Raw genomic sequence first — 24,111 nt, 5'->3', positions numbered from 1 at the left:
AGACAGTTTTCAGACTGCCAACGGTCTGAACGCCCCACCTCCAGGGTTGGCAGTCTGAAAATCATCCAGCCCCCGGAGCGGCCACCCCCGGAGCCACCCCCGCCACCCACCCTCCCGAGAGCCCACACCCCCACCCCAACCCCCGTAAGCCCCGCATAAGCCCAGCTCAGCCCAGGTGGTGACCCTCTTCACAGCCCCCCTCCCACCAGACCGTTCCACATTCAACCTGTGGCACACTCGGATGCCATGAACACCAGCCCGGTCACCAGAACGCTCCGCGCAGCGGTCTTCGCCGCGCTGGTCGTGCTGCTCGCCGGGCTCGGCCAGGTCCTGGTCACCGGCCGCACCCTCCCCGTCGGCCCGATGCTGCTCGCCTCGGCCGCCGTCTTCGCCGCGGCCTTCGCCCTGGCCGGCCGCGAACGCGGCTTCCCGGCGGTCGCGGCGGTGTTCCTGCCGCTGGAGCTGGCCGCCGGCGCCCTCTTCGACCTCGCCCAGAGCACCTGTCCCTCGCTGCCGCCAGGCACCGGACACGGCCTCCAGCCGCTGCTCTGCGGCGGCGGCTCGCTCGGCGGCTTCCTGCTCGGCCACGGCGTCTCCGCCCAGACCGGCCTGCTGCTGCTCCTCCTGCTGCACACGGTGATCGCGCTGGCCGGCGCCTTCTGGCTGAGCCGCGCGGACGCCGCGCTGTGCTGCCTGGCCGGGGCCGTCCGGATGCTGGGCGAGTTCCTGCACCGCCACCTGCCGGCCGCCGCCCGCTGGCTGCGGCTGCTGGTCGCGCCGCTGCCGGCCCGTCCGCCGTCCCGGGTGCCGTTCCCCCGGGCCAGCCGCGTGCTGGTCCCCGCCGAGGACGTCGTCGTCCGTCCGGCCGTCCGGCGCGGTCCGCCGGTGTTCGCCCTGGCCGTCTGAGCCACGGGCTTCCCCGCCCGCTCAGTCGGCTGTTCTCTCCTCCCGCGCTGGCCCCGACCGGCCGCGCCGCCCCGTACGCCCGAGAGCACAGGACGACACCCCATGAGCAACACCCGCAAGACCGACAAGAAGGCCTCCGCCACCGACCGCATGCGCGTCGCCCGCGCCCAGGCCGAGCGCTCCGACCGGATCCGCCGCCGGGTGGTGGTCGGCGGCGCTTCCGCCGCCGTGCTCGCCCTGGTGGCGGGCGTGGCCTTCGCCGTCGGCGGCTCCTCCGGCTCCGGTTCGAACGCCGCGAACGGCCCGCTGGTCGTGCCGGCCAACGCGAGCGGCACCAACGGCACCGTGATCACCTACGGCAAGGCCGACGCCCCGCACACCCTGGACGTCTACGAGGACTTCCGCTGCCCGTTCTGCGAGCAGCTGGAGACCACCACCGGCAAGGCGATCCAGCAGCTCGCCGACGACGGCACGTACAAGGTCGAGTACCACCTGGCGACGTTCCTGGACAACAACCTGGGCGGCAAGGGTTCGCGCACCGCGCTGGCCGCGGCCGGCGCCGCGCTGAACGAGGGCGTGGACAAGTTCAAGGCGTTCCACGACGTGCTGTACGCCAACCAGCCGGACGAGCGCAGCGACGCCTTCGGCGACGTCAACCACATCCTGGACCTGGCCGGCCAGGTACCCGGGCTGAAGACCGACGCCTTCGTCAAGGCCGTCCAGGACGGCACCTACGCGCCGTGGGCGGCCAAGGTCAACGAGGAGTTCAACAAGAGCGACGTCACCGGCACCCCGACCGTCAAGCTGGACGGCAAGAAGCTGGACGTCCTGAACAACGGCAAGGCCGTCTCCCCCGAGCAGTTCACCGCGATGGTCAAGCAGGTGACCGGGTGACGGCCGGCGCCCCCGCCGGGCGGCCCGGGTACGGCGCGAGCCGCCCGTTCGCCTGGCTGCTGCTGATCGGCGGCGCCGTCGGCCTGTTCGCCTCGACGGTCCTCACCCTGGACAAGATCCGGCTGCTGGAGGACCCGTCCTACGTCCCCAGCTGCAACATCAACCCGATCATCAGCTGCGGTTCGATCATGCGCAGCGACCAGGCGGAGGCCTTCGGCTTCCCCAACTCGCTGATCGGGCTGGTCGCCTTCGGGGTGGTGATCGCGGTCGGTGCCGGGCTGCTGTCCGGGGCGGCGTTCCGGCGCTGGTTCTGGCTCGGCCTGCAGGCCGGGACGGTGTTCGGCATCGGCTTCGTGACCTGGCTGATGTACCAGGCGCTGTACCGGATCGGCGCGCTCTGCCCGTACTGCATGGTGGTGTGGGCCGCGGTGATCCCGCTGTTCTGGTACACCACGCTGCACAACCTGCGCTCGGGCGTGATCCCGGTGGGCCCGCGGCTGCGGGTGGCCGTCCGGGAGGCGGCCCGCTACCACTGGGTCGTCCCGGCGCTGTGGTACGCGGTGATTGCGCTGCTGGTCCTCAACCGGTTCTGGTACTACTGGAGCACCCTGCTCTGACCCCGTCCGCCGCCCCCGCCCGCGCGGGGGCGGCGGTCCGGCAGGTCAGAAGACGTACGCCGCGACCTCGGCGAGGAGTTCGGCGCGGCGCTCCTCGCTGATGAAGGAGGCGCGGAAGGAGTTGGCGGCCAGCCGGCGCAGGGTCTCCTGGTCGAGGGCGAGAGCCTCGCGCACGGCGCGGAAGTTGTCCTCCACGTAGCCGCCGAAGTACGCCGGGTCGTCGGAGTTGACGGTGACCAGCAGGCCGGCGTCCAGCATCTCGCGCAGCGGGTGGTCGGCGAGGGTGTCGATGCAGCGCAGCCGGACGTTGGAGAGCGGGCAGAGGGTCAGCGGGACCTGCTCGCGCACCAGGCGGGCGACCAGCTCGCCGTCCTCCAGGCAGCGCAGCCCGTGGTCGATCCGCTCCACGCCGAGGACGTCCAGCGCCTCGGTGATGTACGCGGCCGGGCCCTCCTCGCCCGCGTGGGCGACCCGGCGCAGCCCGGCCTCGGCGGCCCGGCGGTACACCTCGCGGAACTTGACCGGCGGGTGGCCGACCTCGGCGGAGTCCAGGCCGATGCCGGCGATCCGGCCGAAGTACGGGCGGGCGGCCTCGAAGGTCTCCAGCGCGGACTCGGCGGACTCGTCCCGCAGGAAGCACATGATCAGCTGCGTGCTGATGCCGTACCGCTCCTCGGCGCGCTCCAGCGCCCGGGTCAGCCCGTCGACCACCACGCCCAGCGGCACCCCGCGCGCGGTGTGCGCCTGCGGGTCGAAGAAGATCTCCGCGTGGCGGACGCCCTGCTCGGCGGCCCGGGCCAGGTAGGCGTCGGCGAGGTCGGCGAAGTCGTCCTCGGTGCGCAGCACGGCCATCAGCGCGTAGTAGAGGTCCAGGAAGGACTGGAGGTCGCTGAAGGAGTACGCCTCGCGCAGCGCCTCGGTGTCGGCGTACGGCAGCTCGACACCGTTGCGGGCGGCGAGCTCGAAGGCGAGTTCGGGCTCCAGGGTGCCTTCGATGTGCAGGTGGAGTTCGGCCTTGGGAAGCGGCATGTGGGTGTCCGAGCGCTAGCGGGGTGGTCCTGAACGTGTACGGAAGGATTCATCCTATGATCCGCGCCGACGGACCGGGTGCAGCGGCGGCGGACGGCGGGCACCCTGGAGGAGGGGACTTCCGCCGAGGAGGCACCGAGATGCGGCACGCCGAAGACCCGCACATCCGGCCCGCGGGCATCTCCGCGCACGCCCTGGGCAACGACACGCTCCTGCACGAGCTGGAGCAGCTGCACCGCACGCGGCACGAGACGTTCCTGTACGGCTCGGAGGAGGCGCTGAAGCGGCACACGCTGCGCACCGGGGAGCTGGAGGCCGAGTACCTGCACCGCTTCCCGAGCCGGCAGGTCACCGCCGCGCGGACCAGGGCCGGGGCCCGCGCCCGGGAGGCGGCGGCCCGGGTGGAGTCGCTGCCGGAGTGACGGGGCGGGCCGCGCGCCCGCCGGGACACGCCGGGCGCGCGGTGGCGTGCCCGGAGGCGGGCGGTCGGGGAGGGTGTGAGGGCAGACGCACCGGACCGTGACCCCACCTGGGAGCCCCGCATGCCCATCGCCAGCGTCAACCCCGCGACCGGCGAGACCGTCCAGACCTTCGAGCCGCTCGACGCGGCCGGCATCGAGCGGCGGCTGGCCCGCGCCGAGGCCGCCTTCCACAGCTACCGCGGCACCCCGTTCGCCGCCCGCGCCGAACTGATGCGCCGCGCCGCCGACCTGCTGGACCGGGAGCTGGAGGCGGTCGCCCGCACCATGACCGAGGAGATGGGCAAGCCGCTGGCCGCCTCCCGCGCCGAGGTCGCCAAGTGCTCGAAGGCGATGCGCTGGTACGCGGACCACGCCGAGGAGTTGCTCGCCGACGAGCACCCGGCCCCGGCCGACGTCGCCGACTCCGGTGCCTCCCGGGCCTATGTCCGCTACCGTCCGCTCGGTCCGGTTCTTGCCGTCATGCCCTGGAACTTTCCACTCTGGCAGGTCCTCCGGTTCGCCGCGCCGGCCCTGATGGCGGGCAACGTCGGCCTGCTCAAGCACGCGTCGAACGTGCCGCGCACCGCGCTGGCGATCGAGGAGCTGTTCCAGCGGGCCGGGTTCCCGGAGGGCTGCTTCCAGACCCTGTTGATCGGCTCGGGCGCGGTGGAGGGCGTGATCCGGGACCGCCGGGTCGTCGCCGTCACCCTCACCGGCAGCGAGCCGGCCGGGCGGGCGGTCGCGGCCACCGCGGCGGACGAGGTGAAGAAGGCCGTCCTGGAGCTGGGCGGCAGCGACCCGTTCGTCGTGCTGCCGAGCGCCGACCTGGACGCGGCGGTGCGCACCGCCGTCCGGGCCCGGGTGCAGAACAACGGCCAGTCCTGCATCGCCGCCAAGCGCTTCATCGTGCACACCGACGTGTACGACCGCTTCACCGCCGCCTTCACCGCGGCGATGGGCGCGCTGAAGGTCGGCGACCCGATGGACGAGTCCACCGATGTCGGCCCGCTGGCCAGCCGCCAGGGCCGGGACGACCTGGAGGAGCTGGTCGAGGACGCCCGGGTGCACGGCGCCCGGGTGGAGTGCGGCGGCGGGCGCCCGGAGGGCTGGGACACCGGCTGGTTCTACGAGCCGACGGTTCTGACGGGCATCACCCCGGCGATGCGGATCCACCTGGAGGAGACCTTCGGCCCGGTCGCCACCGTCTACCGGGTGGCCGACCTGGACGAGGCGGTGGCGGTCGCCAACGACACCCCGTTCGGGCTGAGCGCCAACGTCTGGACCACCGACGAGGCCGAGCGGGAGCGCTTCGTCCGGGACATCCAGGCCGGCGGGGTGTTCTTCAACGGGATGACGGCCTCCCACCCGGCGCTGCCGTTCGGCGGCGTCAAGCGCTCCGGGTTCGGGCGGGAGCTGTCCGGGCACGGGATCCGGGAGTTCTGCAACATCACCACGGTGTGGATCGGCTGAGCCCTCCCGGGCCCGCGCCCGTCCGGCCCCGCGCCCCTCCCGGCCGGGTCAGGACGCCATCCGGTGCCGACCCGGCCCCGGGGTCATCCAGCGGGCGACCACGCCGCCCATCGCGATGAGCGTCAGGCCCCAGAAGACCGCCATCGGCACCAGCACGGGCAGCAGGCTCACCTGGACCGCGACCATGCAGAGGCCGATCGAGAGCGCGATCATGAACGTCACCACGGTGGGGCTGAGGCTGAGCAGCCAGTGCCAGACGCGGTGCCCGAAGCCCCGGGCCCTGCGGGTTGCGGGGTCGGCCTCGGCCCGGGCGTCGAGTTCGGCGTCGAGTTCCTTGTAGGTCAGCAGGTCCATCGGGATCGCCTCCAGTGCTGGACGGCTGGACGGGAGGGGTGCCTGGCCCCGGTGGGGTCAGGAGGCCTTGCGGGGAGCCGAGGGCTTCCGGGTGGTGGTCTTCTTCGCCGCCGGGCTCCTCGCGGAGGTCTTCCCGGCGGACTTCTCGGAGGCGGCCGTCTCGGAGGGGGCCTTCCCGGAGGCTGCTGCCTTCGAGGCGCTCCGCTTCACCGGGGCGCGCTTGCGCGGCGCGGGCTCCGCCTCCTCCGGGGCGGCCTCCCCGGCCCCGCCGCCCCGCCCGCCCTTGGCCTGCTTGAGGCTGCTGCGCAGCGCCTCCATCAGGTCGATCACGTTGTCCGGCGCCTCGCCCGGCTCCTCCTCGTGCGGGACCTCGACGCCCTCCAGCCGCGCGGTGATCACCTGCTGCAGCGCCTGCTGGTAGTCGTCGTGCAGCTGGGACAGGTCGAAGTCCTCGGAGAGGGTGTCCATCAGCGACCGCGCCATCTTGAGCTCCTGCGGCCGGACGGCGACGTCGCCCTCGGGCGCGATGCCGGCGGCCGGGCGGACCTCGTCGGGCCAGATGCAGGTCTGCAGCACCAGGGTGTTGTCGTGCACCCGCAGCACCGCGGGCGACTCCCGGGTGCGCAGCGCGATCTTGGTGACGGCGATCTGCCCGGAGTCGGTGAGCGCGTCGCGCAGCAGCGCGTACGGCTTGGCGGCGGCCTTGTCGGCGACGCCCACGTAGTAGGCCTTGGAGAACATCAGCGGGTCGATCTCGCCCTCGTCCACGAAGGCCAGCACGTCGATGATCTTCTTGCTGGGCAACGGCAGGTCGGCGAGGTCCTCGTCGGAGAGCGTGACGGTCCGCCCGTCGGGGGACTCGTACCCCTTGGCGATCTCCGCGTACGGGACCTCCTTCTCCTCCCGCTCGCAGTACCGCTTCATCCGCACCCGGCCGCCGTCCTTGGCGTGCACCTGGTGCAGCGGGACGTCGTGCTCCTGGGTCGCGGAGTACAGGTGGACGGGGATGCTGACCAGCCCGAAGCTGATCGTCCCCTTCCAGGTGGTCTGCATGGGGTCGCTCCTGACCGGCGCCGGGAGCCGGCCGGCACCGAGAACGCTCGGGATGCTCCTACGGCATGTCCCGAGAGTCCCACTGTGCTCTGGTTTGCCCCGATCGTCCACAGCGCGTCGACAATGGGCCGAGGAGGTCGACGCGGATGGGCATCCGGAGCCGAGGACACCAGCGGGGCTGGCGGGACCAGCGGGAACGCGACCAGGCGCCGCCGCCGGAGCGGTACGGCTACCTGGTGACGTACGCGGTGCGGGGCGAGCCCGGCGCACGGCGCGCGGAAGTCACGGTGCTGCCCGGATACTCGCAGGAGGACGACATCCCCCGGATCCTCGCCGCCCGGCTCACCGGGCGGCCGGCGGACGAGGCGTCGATCACCGTCCTCGACGTGCGGCCGATCTGACCGGCCACCCGCGGGCGATTTGAGCCCCAACAGAGCTTGGCGACCTTTCCGAATCCTGACGATGCGTCAGATTTGAGGTTTCCATGCCACCTTTCCACCCACCCCGACCAGGCCTTTTCCGTCCGTTGAGCGAACAGTTACCAAAGGATTGTTCCGATACTCGGGCGTAGAAGTTAGGTTGCGACGCAATGCGCGGGTCAGTCCCCCACCCTCGGCGCGACGAGCCGAGGGACACGCCGCGCGGGAAAGGCACAGGGCACCCAGATGAGTGCGGACACCACCAAGCCCCCGGCCACGGCCACCAAGCTCCCCCACCAGACCGGGCCGATCGGCCACGGCGGCGACGGCCACCTGAAGGCCGGACTCAAGAACCGCCACCTGTCGATGATCGCCATCGGCGGCGTGATCGGCGCCGGCCTGTTCGTCGGCTCCGGCGCGGGCATCGCGACCACCGGCCCGGGCATCCTGCTCTCCTACGCCATGGCCGGCGTGCTGGTCGTCCTGGTGATGCGGATGCTCGGCGAGATGGCCGCGGCCGACCCGCAGAGCGGCTCGTTCTCGGCGTACGCGGACCGGGCGCTCGGCCGCTGGGCCGGGTTCAGCATCGGCTGGCTGTACTGGTTCTTCTGGGTGGTGGTGCTCGCGGTCGAGGCGACGGCCGGCGCGAAGATCCTCAACAACTGGGTGCCGGGCGTCCCCCAGTGGGGCTGGGCCCTGATAGTCATGGCGGTGCTGACCGCCACCAACCTCTTCTCGGTGGCCTCCTACGGCGAGTTCGAGTTCTGGTTCGCCGGGATCAAGGTGGTCGCGATCGCCGCGTTCCTGGTGATCGGCACCCTCGCCGCCTTCGGCCTGCTGCCGGGCACCCACGCGGTCGGCGCCAGCAACCTCACCGGCCACGGCGGGTTCCTGCCGCACGGGGTGGGGGCGGTGTTCACCGGCATGCTCACGGTGGTCTTCGCCTTCATGGGCAGCGAGATCGTGACCCTGGCCGCCGGCGAGTCGGAGAACCCGGAGAAGGCGGTCTCCAAGGCCACCAACAGCGTGATCTGGCGGATCGGGATCTTCTACCTGGGCTCGATCCTGCTGGTGGTCACCCTGCTGCCCTGGGACTCCGCCGACGTCAAGGCGAGCCCGTACGTGGCGGTACTGGACCACATCGGCATCCCAGGCGCCGGCCAGGTGATGGACGTGATCGTGCTGACGGCGGTGCTGTCCTGCCTCAACTCCGGGATGTACACGGCCTCCCGGATGGCGTTCTCGCTGGGCCAGCGCGGGGACGCGCCCAAGGCCTTCGCCACGGTGACCTCGCGCGGCGTGCCGCGGGTGGCGATCCTCTCCTCGGTGGTCTTCGGCTTCGTCGCGGTGTTCTTCAACTACACCTCGCCGGACACCGTGTTCGCCTTCCTGCTCAACTCCTCCGGCGCCGTCGCGCTCTTCGTCTGGCTGGTGATCTGCGCGACCCAGCTGCGGATGCGCAGGATCATCGAGCGCGAGATGCCCGAGCGGCACACCGTCCGGATGTGGCTGTACCCGTACCTGACCTGGACGGCCATGGGCATGATCGGGTTCGTCATGGCGTACATGTTCACCGACGCCGACGGACGCAAGCAGATGTACCTGTCGCTGGTCGCCGCAGCCATCGTGCTGGCGGCCTCGGCCGTGGTGGGCCGACGGCGGCGGGCCGCGGTGGCGGCGGCGGGCTCCTGACCCGTCCGCCCCGCGCGGGAACGCCGGGCCCGGGAGCCGATGCGGAGGATCCCGGGCCCGGCGCCGTTCTGCGCGGCGCACCGCGCCGCCGGATGCCACGCCGCCCGGCACGGCACCGCCCGTCCAGTTTGACCAAGGCACGTCAACGGGGATACCAGGGCCGGGCGCTCCCCCACGAGCGCTCCCCCCGCCCCCCTCCGGGAGACCCCGTGCCGTCCCTACCCGCCCCCACGCCACCCCCGCCGCCACCACCCCAGCCACCTCAGCCGCCGCCGCCCCGTACGGGGCCCGGGTCCGCGCGCCTGCGCTTCGGCCGCCGACTGCGCCACTGGCGCGAGGCCCGCGGCCTCAGCCAGGCCGAGTTCGGCCGGCTGCTCGGCTACCACGACTCGCTGATCAGCCGGGTGGAGAACGCCCACCGCTGGCCACCACCCGGAATGCCCGCCCGGGCCGACGAACTCCTGCATGCCGACGGCGAGTTGGCGGACCTCTGGCAGGCCGTCCAGCAGGAGCGCGAACACCTCGGCGAACGCGCCGCCGCCACCCGGCCACCGCTCGACACCACCGCCACCGGCCCGCCGGACGCCGCCACCGTCGAGGTGCTCGCCCAGCTGCTCGCCGTCTACCGCGCCGCCGCGGGCCGGATCGGCGGCGAGGAACTGGCCACCGTCCTGGAGCACCACGCCCACACCCTGCTCGGCCGGCCGCACCCCGACCCGCACCAGTACCCCGACCCGCGCGAGCACCCCGCCGCCGACCGCTCGCTCGCCGCCCAGTACGCCGAACTCGCCGGCTGGGCCCACTTCGAGGGCGACCGCCACGCCCGCGCGCTCAGCTGGTACGCCACCGGACTGGAGTGGGCACGAGCGACCGGCGACCGGATCACCGCGGCCGCGCTGCTCGCCCGGCAGAGCACCCTGTACTGGTGGCACGGCGACCCGGCCACCGCGCTCGCCCTGGCCGAGGCCGCCCGGACCACCGCGCCTCCCCTGCCGGGGCTGCGGGCCTGGACCGCCGTCGCCCAGGCCCACGCCCACGCGCTGGCCGGCCGGGCCCCGCTGGTGCGCCGGACCCTGGCGGAGGCCCGGCGGCTGACCGACACCGCGCTGCGCACCGGCGAACCGACGCCCTGGGCGGACCGCGCCGACCTGGTCCTGGCCGTCGCGCACGGCACCTGCCACCGGGACCTCGCCGTCCGCACCGGCCGCGCCGGCCACGCCCGCACCGCGGCGGCCTGGCTGGAGGCCGCCCTGCGGCTCCTCGACCCGGCCGCCCGCCCGCGCGACCACGCCCTGGTCACCGCCCGCCTCGCCGGCGCCCACGCCCTCGCCGGCCACGCCGACGCCGCCGTCGCCCTGCTCACCCGGCTGCCCCCGCACGCCGCCGGTCGCATCGCCCGGGAGCGACGGCGGGCCGAGGAGTGGTTGCGCGGGTGAGGCCCGCCGGGCACGGCCGTCCCCGGTCCGTCACGGAACGGCAGGACCGGCCACCACCTGCGGGTGTGGTGACCGGCCCTGCCGTACCGCTTCGACCGGCCCTGCCGGGTCGGATCAGTGACCTTCCGGGTCAGCCCGGGGACCCGCCGGGTCGGATCAGAGGCCGGCCGCCGCCGCGGCGATGTCGGCCGCGTAGGTGCTCACCTGGGTGTAGACGCCCGGGTAGCCCGCGCGGGCGCAGCCGTTGCCCCAGCTGACGATGCCGACCTGGACCCAGCGGCCCGCCGCGTCCTGCCGGACCATCGGGCCGCCGGAGTCACCCTGGCAGGTGTCGACGCCGCCCTGGGAGACGTAGCCCGCGCAGAGCGAGCCGGCCGCGTTCAGCCCCGGGTAGGCGCGGGCGCAGGTGGCGTCGTCGACGAACGGCACGGTCGCCTTGAGCAGGTACCGCTGCTGGCCGCCGCCCTCGCGCGCGGCGCCCCACCCCATGATGGTGAAGGTGCCGCTGTCGTAGGCGGTGGAGGTGGCGATCGGCAGGGTGCTGACCTGGCCGCCGGTCACCGGCGAGGCCAGCTTGATCAGCGCCCAGTCGTCGCCGTTCTCGGCGCCGGTGAAGGCGGGCGACTGGTACACGTACGAGGAGCGGACCTTGACCGCGCTGCCGCTGTTCAGGTCGACCGCCCCCGCGGTGGCGGTGATGCTGCTGTCGGCGCCGGTGCCGTCGACGCAGTGGGCGGCGGTGAGCACGATCTGCGAGGTGTAGAGCGCGCCGCCGCAGCCCATCGAGAGCCGCACCACGAACGGGAACTCGCCCTGCGCCGCCCGCGTGCCGCCGACCACGCTCGGCGACGGCTCGGGTGAGGCGGCGGCGGGCAGCACGAGCGCTCCGGCGCCGAGCACCAGGCCGGCCAGCAGGCAGACGAACCTGCCGAGTTGACGCTTCATCAGATCCTCCTTGCAGGTGGGGGAAGACCGAGAGTGGCCCGACGGGCGGCGCGATAGGAGGGGTCCGCCCTTGCCGGTCGGATCTGGCAGGAACACGGCAATGAGGGGTTCCGGGTGCGGAAGGCCCGGGACGATCACGAACCGAACCACGCGGCCCGCTCCGGGGGAATCCCGTGCGCGACCCCCGGAGCCGTCACCGGCCGCTCACTCCGCGTCGACGCCGCGCCCGCCGGCGTGTGAGCCCGCCCACAGCGGGATCGCCATCCACGATCCCCGATAGTGGACGCGCTCCCCGTAGCACCGCCCCCGGCGCCGTCGAGCCGCCCCGACCGGGCCGCCCGCGACCGCGATCCGCCTGAAGAACACAGGCCACCGCACCTGCCGGCGGTGCGATCCTTCACCACCCCCGGGCTGCCACCTCCGGATGGAGGATCCGGACAAATATGCCCAAATAAGCCGCCGGGCCCCGCTCCGGCCACCCCTCGGCCACGACCCTGCGTAGTAGCGAACGCCTTTGCCACCCGTCCCCGGCCCTGCCAAGAATGGCCCGTCGCCAGACAGCGCAGCCGACCACCCCCCGCCGCCGCGCAGCCCGCCCGCCCCGCCGTTTCCGCCGGGGCGCCACGGCCGTCCAGGGCGGCCGCACGGGCCCCGCTCACCCGGAGCCCACGCGATGCCCCGCCCCCGGTGCCACCGGCACGGCCCCCGACGGAGAAGGATCGTCCGCCCCATGCAGCTCAGCCATGCCCGCCGCAACTCCCTGATCACCGGCGTCGCCACCCTCGTGGTCGCGAGCGCCGCCACCGCGGCCCTCGCCATCCCGCAGGCCGGGAACGGCACCGAGGCCGCCCCCGTGGCCGCCGTGTCGGTGGACGGCACGCTGGTCGCCGAGCAGGGCCAGGCCGACACCGCTGCCGCCGAGCAGGCCGCCCAGGAGGCCCAGGCCAAGGCCGAGGCGGACGCCGCCGCCCAGGCCGAGGCGCAGGCCCAGGCGGACGCCAAGGCCAAGGCCGACGCCGAGGCCGCCGCCTCCCGCTCCCAGGAGCGCCAGGACCTGAACAGCGCCCCGGCCGCCTACTCCGGCACCCCGCAGCAGATCGCCGCGCAGATCGTCCCGGCCGGCCAGCTCCAGTGCTTCAGCAACATCGTGTTCCGCGAGAGCAGCTGGAACCCCCTCGCGGTGAACGCCTCCTCCGGCGCCTACGGCCTGGTCCAGGCCCTGCCCGGCTCCAAGATGGCCTCCGCGGGCGCCGACTGGCGCACCAACCCGGCCACCCAGATCAAGTGGGGCCTGAACTACATGAACACCCGCTACGGCAGCCCCTGCGCCGCCTGGTCGTTCTGGCAGTCCCACCACTGGTACTAGGCCGATCGGCCACCCGGGGCCCGCGACGCACCGCGCGTCGCGGGCCCCGGCGCGTATCACCCCAGGTCGGAAGCCGGGCCGGGACCCGGGCCGGGCGTGGACACGTCCGGAAGGCGGCGTGAAGATCTGGCGCACACCCGTACGGTTTGCCACTGATTGATCGGAATTACGGACCGTCAGGGCTTTGCCACGGTTCGCGAGCCCTCTTACGCTCCGGCGTCATGCCCTCACCCCTGATCAGCGTCGTGCTCCCCGCCTACGACCGGCACGAACAGCTCGCCGACTGCCTGGACTCGCTGCTCGCCCAGTCCCTGGCCGACGTCGAGGTGATCGTGGTCGCCGACCGCTCCCCCGAGACCGCGGGCGGGCTCGCCGACGCGTACGCCGCCCGGCACCCCCAGGTGTCGGTGCTGCACCTGAACGCCGCGGTCGGGGTCGGGGCGAGCCGGAACGCGGGCGCGGCGCGGGCCACCGGCGAGTACCTGCTGTTCCTGGACGCCGACCACCTGCTGCCCCGGGACGCGCTGCGCACGCTCGCCGACCAGCTCCGGCAGACCGGCCCGGTGGACGTGCTGCTGTTCGGCCACTCCCGCCGGCACCAGGACCGGGACTGGCCGGGCGGCGCCGAGGCGCTGCTCGCCGAGGCCGGCCCCGAGCCGTTCGCGCCCTTCGACCGGCCCGCGCTGTTCGGCGCGCCGCCGCTGGCCTGGGACCGGCTGGTCCGCCGCGGCCACTGGGCCGAGCTGGGCCTGGCCTTCCCGCCCGGCCGCTACGAGGAGGTCCCGGTGGCGCACGCGGCGCTGCTCGGCGCCCGGACGGCCGCCGTGCTGGCCCGCGAGTGCGTCCAGCTCCGCCGCCGGGAGACCGTCCATCCGGCGGGCGGCCCGGGCAGCGGCGTCTTCGACCTGTTCGAGCAGTACGAGCGCAGCTTCGCCCTGCTGGAGGACCAGCCGCACCTGTACGCGGTGCGCGAGGCACTGTTCGTCCGGATGATCCGGCACTACCTGTTCGTCTTCGACCTGGCCGGCTGCGTCACCCGCGCCGAGCGGCCGCAGTTCTTCCACCGCGCCGCCGAGCACCACCGCCGCTTCCAGCCGCCCGGCCACCGCCGGCCGGGCGGCCGCGAGGGGATCAAGTTCTCGCTGCTGGCGGGCGGCGCGTACCCGGCCTTCGAGGTGGCCAAGCTCTCCCACATCGCGCGCGGCACGCTCACCGGGCGGAAGTAGCCGGGGCACCCCCACCCGGGTGAGCCGGGCACCGCGCCCGGTACCGGTGCGGCGGCGCGGCTGCGATCATCGGCGGAGCCGTACTCCTGGGAGGTCCTGGTGAGCCGTCCGTCCGCCGTCCCCGGGGCCGAGTTGGCCCGTGAGCTGGCCGCGGTGCTGCGCGGCGAGGTCCGCTTCGGCGCCGCCGAGCGCACCGTCTACAGCCAGGACGCCTCCAACTACCGGCAGTTGCCGCTCGGCGTGGTCAAGCCGGCCGACCTCGACGACGTGCGCACCGCGCTGGCGCTCTGCCGCGCCCACCGGGTGCCGGTGGTGGCGCGCGGGGCCGGGACGAGCATCGGCGGGCAGGCGATCGGCCCGGGCGCGGTGGTGCTGGACTTCCGCCGCCACCTCGGCGCGGTGCTGGAGGTCGACCCGGGGGCCCGCACCGCGCGCGTCCAGCCCGGCACCGTGCTGGACGACCTCCAGCGCGCCGCCAGGCCGTACGGGCTGCGCTTCGGGCCCGACCCGTCCACGCACAGCCGGTGCACCCTCGGCGGCATGATCGGCAACGACTCCTGCGGCTCCCACTCGCTCGCCTGGGGGCGCACCGCCGACAACGTCGAGCGGCTGGAGCTGCTGCTCGCGGACGGCACCGAGCTGACCGTCGGCGGGCGGCTCACCCCCGCGGAGCGCGCCGCGCTCGCCGAACTGACCGGCCGGGTCGGCCAACTCCACACCGGGCTGCAGGAGTTCACCGACCGCAACCTCGCCGCCATCCGGCAGGGCATGCCGCGGCTGCCCCGCCGCACCTCCGGCTACCCGCTGGACGCGCTGCTGCCCGAGCAGGGCCACGACCTGGCCCGGGCTCTCACCGGCACCGAGGGCACCTGCGCGCTGCTGCTCGGCGCCACCGTCCGCCTGGTCGAGGACCCGCCGGCCCGGGCCCTGGTGGTGGCCGGCTACCCCGACGAGGGCGCCGCCGCCGACGCCGTCCCGGCGCTGCTGCCGTACGGTCCGCTGACCGCCGAGGGCATGGCGGCCGACCTGATCGCCGCGCTGCTCGCCGCCGGGCCCCGCCCGCCCGCGCTGGACCGGCTGCCCGCCGGCGAGTGCTGGCTGTTCCTGGAGACCGGCGGCGACACCCCGCTGGCCGCCTACCAGGCCGCCCGCCGGCTCGCCGACGCGGTCAAGCGCGAGCGCTCGGCCACTGTCGCCCTGGTCACCGACCCGGTCGAGCAGCGCCAGCTGTGGGCCGTCCGGGAGGCCGGCGCGGGGATCGTCACCCGACTGCCCGGCGGCGGCGAGGCCTGGCCCGGCTGGGAGGACTCCGCCGTCCCGCCCGAGCGGCTCGGCGACTACCTGCGGGCCCTGCGCGCCCTGCTGCGCCGGCACAGCCTGCACGGCGTCCCGTACGGGCACTTCGGCGACGGCTGCGTGCACCTGCGGATCGACTTCCCGCTGGACGAGCCCCAAGGGGTGCTGGTCTTCCGGGAGTTCCTGGAGCAGGCGGCCGATCTGGCGGTCTCGTACGGCGGTTCGCTCTCCGGCGAGCACGGCGACGGGCAGGCCCGCTCGGAGCTGCTGCCCCGCATGTACCCGCCCGAAATCATCGGCCTGTTCGGGGAGTTCAAGCGGATCTGGGACCCGGAGAACCTGCTCAACCCGGGCGCGCTGGTCGACCCGCGCCCGCTCGACGCCGACCTGCGCTTCGTCACGGCCCCGCGCCGCACGCTGCCGCTGGCCCTCCCGTACGAGCAGGACGGCAGCAGCCTGGTGAAGGCGGTGCACCGCTGCGTGGGCGTCGCCAAGTGCGTGGCCCCGGGCAGCGGGGTGATGTGCCCGAGCTACCTGGCCACCGGCGAGGAGCGGCACTCCACCCGGGGGCGGGCCCGGCTGCTCGCCGAGATGCTGCGGGGGGACGCGATCCCGGACGGCTGGCGCTCGGAGGAGGTGCGGGAGGCGCTGGACCTCTGCCTGAGCTGCAAGGGCTGCGCGAGCGACTGCCCCGTCCACGTCGACATGGCGACCTACAAGTCCGAGTTCCTGTACCAGCACTACCGGCACCGGCCGCGCCCGCTCGCGCACTACTCGATGGGCTGGCTGCCGCTCTGGCTGCGGACCGCCTCGCTCGCGCCCGGGGCCGCCAACACCCTCGCCCGTTCCCGGGCCGGGGGGCTGCTCAAGCGGCTCGGCGGGATCGACCGGCGCCGGGTGCTGCCGGTACTCCCGCCGGAGACCTTCACCGCGTGGTACCGGCGGCACCGCGCCACCCACCCGGCCCCGGCGGGCGCCCGGCCGGTGCTGCTGTGGCCGGACACCTTCTCCGACCGCCTCCAGCCGAGCGTGCTGCGCTCGGCCGTCGAGGTGCTGGAGCACCTGGGCTTCGACGTCCGGCTGCCCCCGGGCCCGGTCTGCTGCGGCCTCACCTGGTACTCCACCGGCCAACTCGGCACCGCACGACGGGTGCTGCGGCGCAGCCTGCGGGCGCTGGACGGAGCTGGGGTCCAGGCCGACACCCCCGTGATCGGCCTGGACCCCAGCTGCACCGCGACCCTGCGCGAGGAGCTGCCCCGGCTGCTCGGCGCGGAGGGCCGCCCGCTCGCCGACCGCACCCGCACCTTCGCCGAGTTCCTCGACGAGTTCGCCCCGAACGCCCCGCTCCCCCGGATCCCGCTGGACGCCGTCACCCAGACCCACTGCCACCAGCACGCGGTGCTCGGCAGCGCCGCCGACCGCCGGCTGGAGGCCCGGCTCGGCCTGAACAACCGGGTGCTGGAGGCCGGTTGCTGCGGCCTGGCGGGCAACTTCGGCTTCGAACGGGGCCACTTCGAGGTGTCCGAGGCCATCGCGGAACGGGTGCTGCTGCCCGGGCTCCGGGCCGCCGGGCCGCAGGCGGTGGTCCTGGCGGACGGCTTCAGCTGCCGCACCCAGATCGCCCAACTCGCGGACGGGCGGCGGGCCCTGCACCTCGCGGAGCTGATCGCCCGGGAGCTGCGGGATCAGTCCTGACGGTGCGCCGCGAGGAAGGCCCCGGCGTGGGCCGCGGCCTCCTCCCTGGTCCGGTGGCCGGCCGCCGCCCCACCGGTGGCGCCGTCCGCGCCGGTGGCCGTCCAGCGCCAGCCTCCAGAGGTCTCGTCCTCCGCCAACTCGGCTGTTCCGCCAAACAGTTCGAGCAGCCCGGGCCGCGCCGCCGGACGACTGACGGCCTCCGGCCACTTCTTCCGGGCGCCCTGCCGGGTGATGCCCCAGGCGGCACCGAGCTGCTCGTAACTGGCGCCGTAGGAACCCGCGGTGGCGGCCGCGCCCGCGGTGAGCAGCTTGACCTCGGCGTCCACCAGCTTCCAGGCGGACAGGACGGAGAGCGCGACCTCGACCGGCTCGGCGTTCCACATCCGTTCCGCGGGCAGGCCCGTCGCGCGGGCGCGCACGGCGGCGGCGAGGGGGTCGAGCGCGTCGAGGAGGGCCTTGGCCAGCGCGGCCCGCTCCTCCGGAGTGATCTCCACGGTCGTCATGGTGACAACCATAGTTAACGAATCCGGTCCCGACAACCAAAGTTACCGGCCGAACCGGTCCAGCGGGCTCGCGCCCCGCTTCTCCGGCGCGAACGGCGTACCCGAGGAGAGCGCCCGGAAGCCCACCACCAGCGCCTCCCCCAGGAAGCCCACCCCGATCGACAGCTGGATCGGACGGGCATCCGCGGCCAGGCCGAAGTGCGCGGCGAGCGCGGCGAAGCCGGCCATCAGGGCCAGCGACACCGCCGCGACCAGGAAGGTCCGCCCGGTGTAACGCTGCCACAGCACGCCCTCCCGCTCGTAGACCCGGATGGTGGCGCCGCGCACCGCCCCCAGCGCGACGCCGAGCCCGGCGCCCGCCGCGATCCAGCCGTAGTCGGCCGCGCCGAGCCCGTGCTTCTGGGCGAGCGCCCACACGCCGAGGGCGGTGAGCACCACCGGCGGCGCGAAGAGGTCCCGGGCGTTGAGCGGTTCGCCGCGCAGCCGCCGGATCACCACCGCCACGACCACGACGGCGATCAGCCCCGCGTGCACCCAGCCGTTCATTCCTGCCTCCCCGAATTTTTGTAGCTCGACCGTGCTAAATCAGCAATTTAGCTCGCTCGTGCTATAACGGCAACATGCCGAAGATCGTGGACCCCGCCGAACGCCGCCAGGCCGTCGCCGACGCCGTCCTGCGCGTCGCGGCCCGGGAGGGACTGGAGCACGCCTCCCTGCGCAACGTCGCCGAGGAGGCCGGACTGGCCGTCGGCTCGGTGCGGCACTACTTCGCCGGCAGCTCCGAGCTGATGATCTTCGCGATGCGCGAGCTGGCCCGGCGGATCGAGGCCCGCATCCGCGCCCACGCCGCCGCCCTGCTCGACCCGGCCGCCGCTGGCACCGACCGGCGCGAACGGACCGTCCGACTGCTCGCCGAGACCCTCCCGCTGGACGCCGGGCGCCGGGAGGAGTCCGCGCTCTGGCTCTCCTTCGTCACCGCCGCCCGCACCCGGCCCGACCTGCGGCCCCGCGCCGTCGAGATGCAGACCGGCCTCGACGACCTGGTCCGACGCGTCCTCGCCGAGTCCCGACGCGCCGGCGGCCTGGCCCCCGGCCTCGACCTCGACCTCGAGACCCGCCGGCTCTCCGCCCTGCTGGACGGCCTCACCCTCCAGGCCGTCCAGCACCCCGACCTGGTCGGCCCGGACGAGCTGCGCGCGGTGCTGCGCCGCCACCTCGACACCCTGGCCGCCCCCGCCTCCTGAGACCGCGCCAACACCCCCGAGAACGCCGAGGGCACCGCGGTCGCCGACGGCACGGAGAGCACCGACGGCACCGGGGCCCCCGCCCGTCCGTCGGCGGGGGCCGCAGCCCACGTACGAGCAGCAGGGGGTGTCAGCCCTGGGCCGCCCCCGCGGGCGCCTCCTCCGCACAGACCGCCGAGACGAACTCGGCGACCCGCGCCTGCGGCAGGCCGCGCGCGATGTCCGCCTCGCTGATCATGCCGACCAGCTTGTGCTCCGGGTGGTTGATCACCGGCAGCCGGCGCACCTGGTACTGCTCCATCACCCGCAGCACCTGCTCGCAGTCCTCGTCCGCCTCCACCGTCATCGGCCGCCCCTGCGCCAGCTCGCCCGCCGTCACCGACGCCGGGTCGCGGTCCTCGGCGACGCAGCGCAGCACGATGTCGCGGTCGGTCACGATCCCCAGCAGCTTGTCGCCCGGCCCGCAGATCGGCAGGGCGCCCACATGGCGTTCCCGCATGATCCGGGCGGCGGCCGCGAGCGTCTCGTGCTCACGGATGCACTCCGCGCCCGGGTGCATGATGTCGCTGGCTCTGGTCATGGTCCGCCTCCTGACCTGGCTTCCCGTTCCCCTCGTCCATCGTGGTCCGGGCGGATGGCCGACGCCACCGGGGCCGACCCGCTCACTCCGCTCCGTCCGGCCCGGCGGGGCCGCCGCGCCCGGCCCGGCCGTCCGGCGACTCCGGACGGTCCAGCGGCGACTGCTCCAACACCTCTTCCAGGGGCGGGAGTTCATGCCTGGACGGCTCCGGCTCCAACTCCTCCTCCGAGATCTCGCCGCTCTCCACCGCCTCCTCCACGGCCTTCGCCCCGGCCGCGACCGCCGCCGCCGTCAGCAGGTTCCGCTGCTGGACCTCCGTGGCACTGTCCAGGAAGCGCAGCAGCTCCACCGGGAAGGGCAGCACCAGCGTCGAGTTCTTCTCCGCCGCCACCTCCACCACGGTCTGCAACAGCCGCAGTTGCAGCGCGGCCGGAGTCGCGCTCATCACGGCCGCGGCGTCCGACAGCCGCTGCGAGGCCTGGTACTCGCCGTCCGCCGTGATGATCCGGGCCCGCCGCTCCCGCTCGGCCTCCGCCTGCCGCGCGATCGAGCGCTTCATCGACTCCGGCAGCGCGACGTCCTTGATCTCCACCCGGTCGATCTCGATGCCCCAGCCCAGCGCCGGGCTGTCGATCATCAACTCCAGCCCCTGGTTGATCGGTTCCCGGTTGGCCAGCAGGTCGTCCAGCTCGCTCTTGCCGATGATCGAGCGCAGTGAGGTCTGCGCGACCTGGGAGATCGCGAAGTTGTAGTCCTGCACGTTGACGGTGGCCTTCACCGGGTCCACCACCCGGTAGTAGACCACCGCGTCCACCCGTACGGTCACGTTGTCGCGGGTGATGCCCTCCTGCGCCGGGATCGGCATCGTCACGATCTGCACGTTGACCCTGCGCAGCCGGTCCGCGACCGGCATCAGCGCCACCAGCCCGGGTTCGCGCACCTCGTCGCGCACCTTCCCGAAACGGAACACCACGCCCTTCTGGAACTGCTGGACGACCCTGATGCTCAGGCCCGCACAGATCACCCCGAGCCCGGCCAGCCCCCCGAGCGCACCCAGCACCGCATCGACGATCATCGCGGCCTCCTCGCGACCGGCGCACTGCGCGCACACCGGCGTCTCCGGCCGCCGCCGACCCGGACCGGCCGGGGACCGCCGGAGCAACTGATTCCACGCTACGCCTGCCCGGAGGACGCCGGTACGAACGTCCCGCTCCCCCTAGGATCTCGACCATGCCGACCGAGGCCGCGCCCTCCTCCCCCACCGCCGACCCCTCCGACCAGGCCGCCGACGACCCCGAGCACCCCCGGCACCCCGCCGAGGCGGCCGCCCGGGCCGCCGGACTCGCCGCGCTGGACCGCGTCGTCACCGGCTGCCGGGCCTGCCCGCGCCTGGTCGCGTGGCGCGAGGAGACCGCCCGCACCAAGCGCCGCGCCTACCAGGACCAGGACTACTGGGCCCGCCCGATCCCCGGCTTCGGCCCGCCGGACGCCCCGCTCGTCCTGGTCGGCCTCGCCCCCGCCGCCCACGGCGCCAACCGCACCGGCCGGATCTTCACCGGCGACCCCTCCGGCGACCTGCTCTACGCCGCCCTGTACGAGCTCGGGCTCGCCAACCGCCCCGAGTCCGTCCGCTACGGCGACGGCCTGGAACTGTCCGGCGTCCGGATCACCGACCCGGTCCGCTGCGCCCCGCCGGACAACAAGCCCAGCACCGCGGAACGCGACACCTGCCGGCCCTGGATCACCCGGGAGCTGGAGCTGATGCGCCCCACCGTGCGCACCGTCGTCGCCCTCGGCGGCTTCGCCTGGCAGGCGATGCTGCCGGTGATCGCGGACGCCGGCTGGCGGCTCCCCCGCCCCCGCCCCGCCTTCGGCCACGCCGCCGTGGCCGCCTTCCCGGCCCGCGACGGCGGCCCGGACCTGCGGATGTACGGCTGTTACCACGTGAGCCCGCGCAACACGAACACCGGCCGGCTGACCACCGCGATGCTCCGGGACCTGCTGCGCGAAGCCGCCCGCTCGGCGGGGCTCGACCCCCGGTAGGGCGCGGCGAAGCGGGCCGGTCGAACCGGCGGGTGGCCGTGATCCCGCCGTCCACCGGCAGCGTGACGCCCGCGACGGACGAGGCCCGGTCGCTCAGCGGCCAGGCCGCCGCTACCCGAAGCGGGCCAGCTTCCGCCTGCCCGCCGGCCGCCAGACCTCCGGCAGCCGGTGCCGGGCGGCCTCCTGCGCGGCCAGCTGGCGGCCGTAGAGGACGCCGTAGCCGAAGGGCTCGCCGCCGCTCGCCGCGTGGGCGGCGAGGGTGCTCGCGGCGACCACCGCGTCCTGGTGCTCGCCCAGCACCTCCTGGACGGCCTTCATCCGCTGGGCGTAGCGCTCGGCCCGGGCGCCGACGGCCGGGGCGGCGGTCTCGCCGGCGTAGCGGGCGCGCTTGGCCGCCTTGCGGGCCGCGTGGAGGGCGAGGTCCCGTTCCCCGGGGGCGGCGGCGAGGGCGGCGCGGACGCGTTCGGCGGTGCGGTCCTGTTCGCGGGCGGCGATCCGGGAGAGCTCCGGGACGGCACCGCGGGCGGCGCGCGGGAGCAGCGGCGGGTCGGCGAGGAGGGTGGCGAGGGCCTGGCCGAGGGCCCGGCGGCGGGGGCTGTCGAGGGCGGCGACGACCTCCGGCCAGATCTGCCGGTACTCGGTCTCGCCCCACCGCTCCAGCGCGGCGGCGACCCGCTGCGGCCCGCATTCGGCGGGCAGCTCGCGGGCCTCGGCGGCGAGCCGTTCGGCCAGCACCTCGCGGTCCCGCGCCCCGCCGAGCGCGGCGGCGAGCCAGCGCAGCTCGGCGACCAGCTCGTCGGTGGTGCCGGGGGCGAACAGCCGCCGGAAGGTCCGCAGGGCGCTGCGCAGCCGCCGGCAGGCGACCCGCATCCGGTGCACGGCGTCCGGTTCGTCGGCCCGGACGGCCTCGTCCAGGCCGGCCAGCACCACGGCCTGCGCCTCGATGCGGGCCAGCAGCACCTGTCCCACCGTGGTCTCGGGTTTCGCCATGCGCGCTCGCCCCCTCGTCGGGTCAGCGGGAACGCCTTCCAGGCTAATCCGGCCGCGGCTGCTGTCGACCCGACGGGCGACCTCGCAGGCTACTGAGCGCGCGTCAGCCGGACCAGGGACCTACGGGCCCTCGTGCCGGACGCGGAGGCCATGGCATACTCCGGAGCGTGACGACCTCCTCCCATGCGACCAGGGCCCTGCGGGCCGCGGTGTTCACCGCGCTCGCCGTGCCGATGGCCGCGTTGGGCCAGGTGGTCATCACGGGCCGTCCGCTGCCGCTGTCGCTGGTGGCCACGGCCGGTGCCGTCGTCTTCCTGGTCGCGGCCGTGCTGGCCGGCGGGGAGCGGCGGTTGCTGCACATCTCCGGCGTGATGGTGCCGGTCGAGCTGCTGCTCAACACCACGTTCAACCTGGGCCAGGCCGGCTGTTCGCCGGTGCTGGCCGGTCAGGTGCCCGCACGCGGGGTGAACCTGCTGGTCTGTGGCGGCGGTTCGGTGGACGGCTCGCTGCTGGGCGGCCCGCTGGGGCACACCGCCCAGTTGGCGCCCGCCGCGACCCAGCTGCTGCTCCTGCTGGTGCACCTGGTGATCGCGCTGGCGGCCTCCGCCTGGCTGCGGATGGGCGACGCCGCCCTGTCCGGCCTGGCCCGGGCGCTGCGCGCGCTGAGCGAGTCGCTGGCCGGCCCGCTGCGCGCCCTGGTCGTCCTGCTGCTCCCGGCCCCGGTCCGTCCGGTGCTGCGGGTGCCGCTGCCGGTGTCGGACCGCCCGCGGCCGCGCCGCGAGGACGTGGTGCTGAGCCCGGCGCCCCGGCGCGGCCCGCCCGCCTTCGCGCCTGCCTGCTGATCTTCCGCCTCATCTGATCATCCCCGTACCCGCCCGAAACGGGCCCGGTACGCCCGCAGGCAGTGCGCACGACTCCCGCGTTCACCGACCCCGCCGCAGCAGCTGCGGCTTCCCGCGCGCACCCGCGCGCCGCGTACAGGAGTTGACTCCCCCGTGTCCCAGGACAAGAACAAGAAGCGCATCAGTGCCCGCGAGCGGATCCAGGAGGCGCAGCGCCGCGAGCAGCAGGCCGCCAAGCGCCGTCAGCGGATCGTCGTGACGGTCTCCGCCGTCGTCGTGCTGGCCCTCGCGGGCGGTGTCGCCGTGGCGGTCAACTCGGCCTCGGACAAGAACGACAAGTCCTCCGCCGCCGCGTCGGCGCCGCTGGTCACCCCGGCCAACGCCTCCGGCCCGAACGGCACGGTGATCACCTACGGCAAGGCCGACGCCCCGCACACCATGGCGGTCTACGAGGACTTCCGCTGCCCGGTCTGCAAGCACTTCGAGGCGGCGAACGGCGAGACCGTCAAGAAGCTCACCGAGGACGGCCAGATCAAGGTGGAGTTCCACCTGGCGGCCTTCCTGGACAAGAGCCTCGGCGGCAAGGGCTCGCGCACCGCGCTGGCCGCCGTCGGCGCCGCGCTGAACGAGGGCGTGGACCAGTTCAAGGCGTTCCACGACGTGCTGTACGCCAACCAGCCGGACGAGCGCGAGGACGGCTTCGGCGACGTCAACCACATCCTGGACCTGGCCGGCCAGGTGCCCGGGCTGAAGACGGACGCCTTCGTAAAGGCGGTGACCGACAAGACCTACGCCCCGTGGGCGGCCAAGGTCGCCGACGCGTTCAACGACAGCGGCGTGACCGGCACCCCGACCGTCAAGGTGGACGGCAAGCAGATCACCCTGTTCGCCGGGAACGCCGTGGTCCCGCCGGAGCAGTTCACCGCGCAGGTGAAGCAGGCCGCCGGCCTCCAGTAGGCCGCGCCCCCGCCCCCGCGCACCACCGCACCGTACGGCACCACCCGGCCCGGCCGAACTCCCGGCCGGGCCGGCTCCTCCCAGCCAGCCACC

At 74.4% G+C, this 24,111-nt stretch carries 24 protein-coding genes; 15 read left to right on the top strand and 9 right to left on the bottom strand.

Features of this window, described 5'->3' with window-relative positions; all coding sequences use genetic code 11:
* The first annotated feature begins 246 nt into the window (after positions 1-246).
* The 3 genes from ACFVU7_RS14565 to ACFVU7_RS14555 all read left to right on the top strand — a co-directional run bounded on the left by ACFVU7_RS14565 (position 247) and on the right by ACFVU7_RS14555 (position 2,417).
* On the top strand, positions 247-906 hold the full coding sequence (locus ACFVU7_RS14565; protein WP_380745217.1) for a hypothetical protein: 660 nt from the start codon (positions 247-249) through the stop codon (positions 904-906).
* 102 nt (positions 907-1,008) lie between these two features.
* Complete coding sequence (locus tag ACFVU7_RS14560; protein ID WP_388045228.1) at positions 1,009-1,800, top strand: DsbA family protein; 792 nt, start codon at positions 1,009-1,011, stop codon at positions 1,798-1,800.
* The gene (locus tag ACFVU7_RS14555) at positions 1,797-2,417 is read left to right on the top strand and encodes a vitamin K epoxide reductase family protein (protein ID WP_074005192.1); all 621 of its coding nucleotides are present in this window, start codon (positions 1,797-1,799) and stop codon (positions 2,415-2,417) included. The genes ACFVU7_RS14560 and ACFVU7_RS14555 overlap by 4 nt, the downstream gene beginning before the upstream one ends.
* Positions 2,418-2,462: 45 nt before the next feature.
* Here the strand turns inward: ACFVU7_RS14555 and ACFVU7_RS14550 are convergent, their stop codons facing one another.
* A complete protein-coding gene (locus tag ACFVU7_RS14550; protein WP_388045226.1) occupies positions 2,463-3,446 on the bottom strand; it encodes an adenosine deaminase in 984 nt (327 codons plus the stop codon).
* Between the two features lie 140 nt (positions 3,447-3,586).
* On the opposite strand from ACFVU7_RS14550, the gene ACFVU7_RS14545 reads away from it, so the two are divergent.
* The gene (locus ACFVU7_RS14545; RefSeq protein ID WP_049659828.1) at positions 3,587-3,868 is read left to right on the top strand and encodes a DUF6158 family protein; all 282 of its coding nucleotides are present in this window, start codon (positions 3,587-3,589) and stop codon (positions 3,866-3,868) included.
* 120 nt (positions 3,869-3,988) lie between these two features.
* Positions 3,989-5,377, top strand: a complete 1,389-nt coding sequence (locus tag ACFVU7_RS14540; RefSeq protein WP_388045224.1) for an NADP-dependent succinic semialdehyde dehydrogenase — start codon at positions 3,989-3,991, stop codon at positions 5,375-5,377.
* Between the two features lie 48 nt (positions 5,378-5,425).
* Here the strand turns inward: ACFVU7_RS14540 and ACFVU7_RS14535 are convergent, their stop codons facing one another.
* Together ACFVU7_RS14535 and ACFVU7_RS14530 are read right to left on the bottom strand one after the other, a co-directional pair.
* On the bottom strand, positions 5,426-5,731 hold the full coding sequence (locus tag ACFVU7_RS14535; RefSeq protein ID WP_049658984.1) for a hypothetical protein: 306 nt from the start codon (positions 5,729-5,731) through the stop codon (positions 5,426-5,428).
* A 57-nt stretch (positions 5,732-5,788) separates the two neighbouring features.
* Positions 5,789-6,784 (bottom strand): Ku protein, encoded by a 996-nt coding sequence (locus tag ACFVU7_RS14530; protein ID WP_049658986.1) that lies wholly within the window; start codon positions 6,782-6,784, stop codon positions 5,789-5,791.
* 146 nt (positions 6,785-6,930) lie between these two features.
* Between ACFVU7_RS14530 and ACFVU7_RS14525 the strand changes: the two genes are divergently transcribed.
* The 3 genes from ACFVU7_RS14525 (at position 6,931) to ACFVU7_RS14515 (ending at position 10,331) form a co-directional block, all read left to right on the top strand.
* On the top strand, positions 6,931-7,185 hold the full coding sequence (locus ACFVU7_RS14525) for a hypothetical protein (protein ID WP_388045222.1): 255 nt from the start codon (positions 6,931-6,933) through the stop codon (positions 7,183-7,185).
* Positions 7,186-7,449: 264 nt separating this feature from the next.
* Positions 7,450-8,895: an amino acid permease gene (locus ACFVU7_RS14520; protein WP_049658990.1), complete on the top strand. Its 1,446-nt coding sequence runs from the start codon at positions 7,450-7,452 to the stop codon at positions 8,893-8,895.
* A 209-nt stretch (positions 8,896-9,104) separates the two neighbouring features.
* Entirely contained in the window at positions 9,105-10,331 is a 1,227-nt protein-coding gene (locus ACFVU7_RS14515; RefSeq protein ID WP_388045221.1) for a helix-turn-helix domain-containing protein, read from the top strand.
* A 156-nt stretch (positions 10,332-10,487) separates the two neighbouring features.
* On the opposite strand, the gene ACFVU7_RS14510 is transcribed toward ACFVU7_RS14515, so the two are convergent.
* On the bottom strand, positions 10,488-11,276 hold the full coding sequence (locus ACFVU7_RS14510; RefSeq protein WP_380741250.1) for a S1 family peptidase: 789 nt from the start codon (positions 11,274-11,276) through the stop codon (positions 10,488-10,490).
* 730 nt (positions 11,277-12,006) lie between these two features.
* Between ACFVU7_RS14510 and ACFVU7_RS14505 the strand changes: the two genes are divergently transcribed.
* From ACFVU7_RS14505 to ACFVU7_RS14495, 3 genes are all read left to right on the top strand, one after another.
* The gene (locus tag ACFVU7_RS14505; RefSeq protein ID WP_388045220.1) at positions 12,007-12,642 is read left to right on the top strand and encodes a transglycosylase SLT domain-containing protein; all 636 of its coding nucleotides are present in this window, start codon (positions 12,007-12,009) and stop codon (positions 12,640-12,642) included.
* A 221-nt stretch (positions 12,643-12,863) separates the two neighbouring features.
* Positions 12,864-13,868 (top strand): glycosyltransferase family 2 protein, encoded by a 1,005-nt coding sequence (locus ACFVU7_RS14500; RefSeq protein WP_388045219.1) that lies wholly within the window; start codon positions 12,864-12,866, stop codon positions 13,866-13,868.
* A gap of 99 nt (positions 13,869-13,967) precedes the next feature.
* Positions 13,968-16,859 carry an FAD-binding and (Fe-S)-binding domain-containing protein gene (locus ACFVU7_RS14495; protein ID WP_388045218.1) on the top strand — a complete coding sequence of 964 codons (2,892 nt, stop codon included), beginning with the start codon at positions 13,968-13,970 and terminating at the stop codon, positions 16,857-16,859.
* Here the strand turns inward: ACFVU7_RS14495 and ACFVU7_RS14490 are convergent.
* Both ACFVU7_RS14490 and ACFVU7_RS14485 read right to left on the bottom strand, forming a co-directional pair.
* Positions 16,850-17,362 carry a hypothetical protein gene (locus ACFVU7_RS14490; RefSeq protein WP_380741253.1) on the bottom strand — a complete coding sequence of 171 codons (513 nt, stop codon included), beginning with the start codon at positions 17,360-17,362 and terminating at the stop codon, positions 16,850-16,852. The genes ACFVU7_RS14495 and ACFVU7_RS14490 overlap by 10 nt on opposite strands.
* A gap of 42 nt (positions 17,363-17,404) precedes the next feature.
* Complete coding sequence (locus tag ACFVU7_RS14485) at positions 17,405-17,908, bottom strand: DUF1453 domain-containing protein (RefSeq protein ID WP_388045217.1); 504 nt, start codon at positions 17,906-17,908, stop codon at positions 17,405-17,407.
* A gap of 74 nt (positions 17,909-17,982) precedes the next feature.
* On the opposite strand from ACFVU7_RS14485, the gene ACFVU7_RS14480 reads away from it, so the two are divergent.
* The gene (locus tag ACFVU7_RS14480) at positions 17,983-18,606 is read left to right on the top strand and encodes a TetR/AcrR family transcriptional regulator (protein WP_380741255.1); all 624 of its coding nucleotides are present in this window, start codon (positions 17,983-17,985) and stop codon (positions 18,604-18,606) included.
* A 130-nt stretch (positions 18,607-18,736) separates the two neighbouring features.
* On the opposite strand, the gene ACFVU7_RS14475 is transcribed toward ACFVU7_RS14480, so the two are convergent.
* Both ACFVU7_RS14475 and ACFVU7_RS14470 read right to left on the bottom strand, forming a co-directional pair.
* Complete coding sequence (locus ACFVU7_RS14475) at positions 18,737-19,186, bottom strand: CBS domain-containing protein (RefSeq protein WP_049657806.1); 450 nt, start codon at positions 19,184-19,186, stop codon at positions 18,737-18,739.
* An 82-nt stretch (positions 19,187-19,268) separates the two neighbouring features.
* Positions 19,269-20,261, bottom strand: a complete 993-nt coding sequence (locus tag ACFVU7_RS14470; protein ID WP_388045216.1) for a slipin family protein — start codon at positions 20,259-20,261, stop codon at positions 19,269-19,271.
* A 155-nt stretch (positions 20,262-20,416) separates the two neighbouring features.
* Here ACFVU7_RS14470 and ACFVU7_RS14465 point away from each other — a divergent pair, with 155 nt between their 5' ends.
* Positions 20,417-21,229 (top strand): uracil-DNA glycosylase, encoded by an 813-nt coding sequence (locus ACFVU7_RS14465; RefSeq protein WP_387823543.1) that lies wholly within the window; start codon positions 20,417-20,419, stop codon positions 21,227-21,229.
* A gap of 111 nt (positions 21,230-21,340) precedes the next feature.
* Here the strand turns inward: ACFVU7_RS14465 and ACFVU7_RS14460 are convergent, their stop codons facing one another.
* Positions 21,341-22,219, bottom strand: a complete 879-nt coding sequence (locus ACFVU7_RS14460; protein ID WP_388045215.1) for a CHAD domain-containing protein — start codon at positions 22,217-22,219, stop codon at positions 21,341-21,343.
* A 167-nt stretch (positions 22,220-22,386) separates the two neighbouring features.
* Here ACFVU7_RS14460 and ACFVU7_RS14455 point away from each other — a divergent pair, with 167 nt between their 5' ends.
* Both ACFVU7_RS14455 and ACFVU7_RS14450 read left to right on the top strand, forming a co-directional pair.
* On the top strand, positions 22,387-23,061 hold the full coding sequence (locus ACFVU7_RS14455) for a hypothetical protein (protein ID WP_387976348.1): 675 nt from the start codon (positions 22,387-22,389) through the stop codon (positions 23,059-23,061).
* 153 nt (positions 23,062-23,214) lie between these two features.
* Positions 23,215-24,018 (top strand): thioredoxin domain-containing protein, encoded by an 804-nt coding sequence (locus tag ACFVU7_RS14450; protein WP_049659252.1) that lies wholly within the window; start codon positions 23,215-23,217, stop codon positions 24,016-24,018.
* Positions 24,019-24,111 lie beyond the last annotated feature (93 nt).

The sequence above is a fragment of the Kitasatospora sp. NPDC058046 genome (assembly GCF_042885595.1).
In the GTDB taxonomy this organism is placed as follows: Bacteria; Actinomycetota; Actinomycetes; order Streptomycetales; family Streptomycetaceae; genus Kitasatospora.
Note: the sequence above shows the minus strand (reverse complement) of the source record. Positions and strands in the feature narration are given on the sequence as shown.

Excerpts from the sequence above, each read along its gene's own strand:
- ACFVU7_RS14565 (WP_380745217.1), top strand. The coding sequence starts at position 247 with ATGAACACCAGCCCGGTCACCAGAACGCTCCGCGCAGCGGTCTTCGCC.
- ACFVU7_RS14560 (WP_388045228.1), top strand. The coding sequence starts at position 1,009 with ATGAGCAACACCCGCAAGACCGACAAGAAGGCCTCCGCCACCGACCGC.
- ACFVU7_RS14550 (WP_388045226.1), bottom strand. The coding sequence starts at position 3,446 with ATGCCGCTTCCCAAGGCCGAACTCCACCTGCACATCGAAGGCACCCTG.
- ACFVU7_RS14545 (WP_049659828.1), top strand. The coding sequence starts at position 3,587 with ATGCGGCACGCCGAAGACCCGCACATCCGGCCCGCGGGCATCTCCGCG.
- ACFVU7_RS14540 (WP_388045224.1), top strand. The coding sequence starts at position 3,989 with ATGCCCATCGCCAGCGTCAACCCCGCGACCGGCGAGACCGTCCAGACC.
- ACFVU7_RS14535 (WP_049658984.1), bottom strand. The coding sequence starts at position 5,731 with ATGGACCTGCTGACCTACAAGGAACTCGACGCCGAACTCGACGCCCGG.
- ACFVU7_RS14530 (WP_049658986.1), bottom strand. The coding sequence starts at position 6,784 with ATGCAGACCACCTGGAAGGGGACGATCAGCTTCGGGCTGGTCAGCATC.
- ACFVU7_RS14525 (WP_388045222.1), top strand. The coding sequence starts at position 6,931 with ATGGGCATCCGGAGCCGAGGACACCAGCGGGGCTGGCGGGACCAGCGG.
- ACFVU7_RS14520 (WP_049658990.1), top strand. The coding sequence starts at position 7,450 with ATGAGTGCGGACACCACCAAGCCCCCGGCCACGGCCACCAAGCTCCCC.
- ACFVU7_RS14510 (WP_380741250.1), bottom strand. The coding sequence starts at position 11,276 with ATGAAGCGTCAACTCGGCAGGTTCGTCTGCCTGCTGGCCGGCCTGGTG.
- ACFVU7_RS14505 (WP_388045220.1), top strand. The coding sequence starts at position 12,007 with ATGCAGCTCAGCCATGCCCGCCGCAACTCCCTGATCACCGGCGTCGCC.
- ACFVU7_RS14500 (WP_388045219.1), top strand. The coding sequence starts at position 12,864 with ATGCCCTCACCCCTGATCAGCGTCGTGCTCCCCGCCTACGACCGGCAC.
- ACFVU7_RS14490 (WP_380741253.1), bottom strand. The coding sequence starts at position 17,362 with ATGACGACCGTGGAGATCACTCCGGAGGAGCGGGCCGCGCTGGCCAAG.
- ACFVU7_RS14485 (WP_388045217.1), bottom strand. The coding sequence starts at position 17,908 with ATGAACGGCTGGGTGCACGCGGGGCTGATCGCCGTCGTGGTCGTGGCG.
- ACFVU7_RS14480 (WP_380741255.1), top strand. The coding sequence starts at position 17,983 with ATGCCGAAGATCGTGGACCCCGCCGAACGCCGCCAGGCCGTCGCCGAC.
- ACFVU7_RS14475 (WP_049657806.1), bottom strand. The coding sequence starts at position 19,186 with ATGACCAGAGCCAGCGACATCATGCACCCGGGCGCGGAGTGCATCCGT.
- ACFVU7_RS14470 (WP_388045216.1), bottom strand. The coding sequence starts at position 20,261 with ATGATCGTCGATGCGGTGCTGGGTGCGCTCGGGGGGCTGGCCGGGCTC.
- ACFVU7_RS14465 (WP_387823543.1), top strand. The coding sequence starts at position 20,417 with ATGCCGACCGAGGCCGCGCCCTCCTCCCCCACCGCCGACCCCTCCGAC.
- ACFVU7_RS14460 (WP_388045215.1), bottom strand. The coding sequence starts at position 22,219 with ATGGCGAAACCCGAGACCACGGTGGGACAGGTGCTGCTGGCCCGCATC.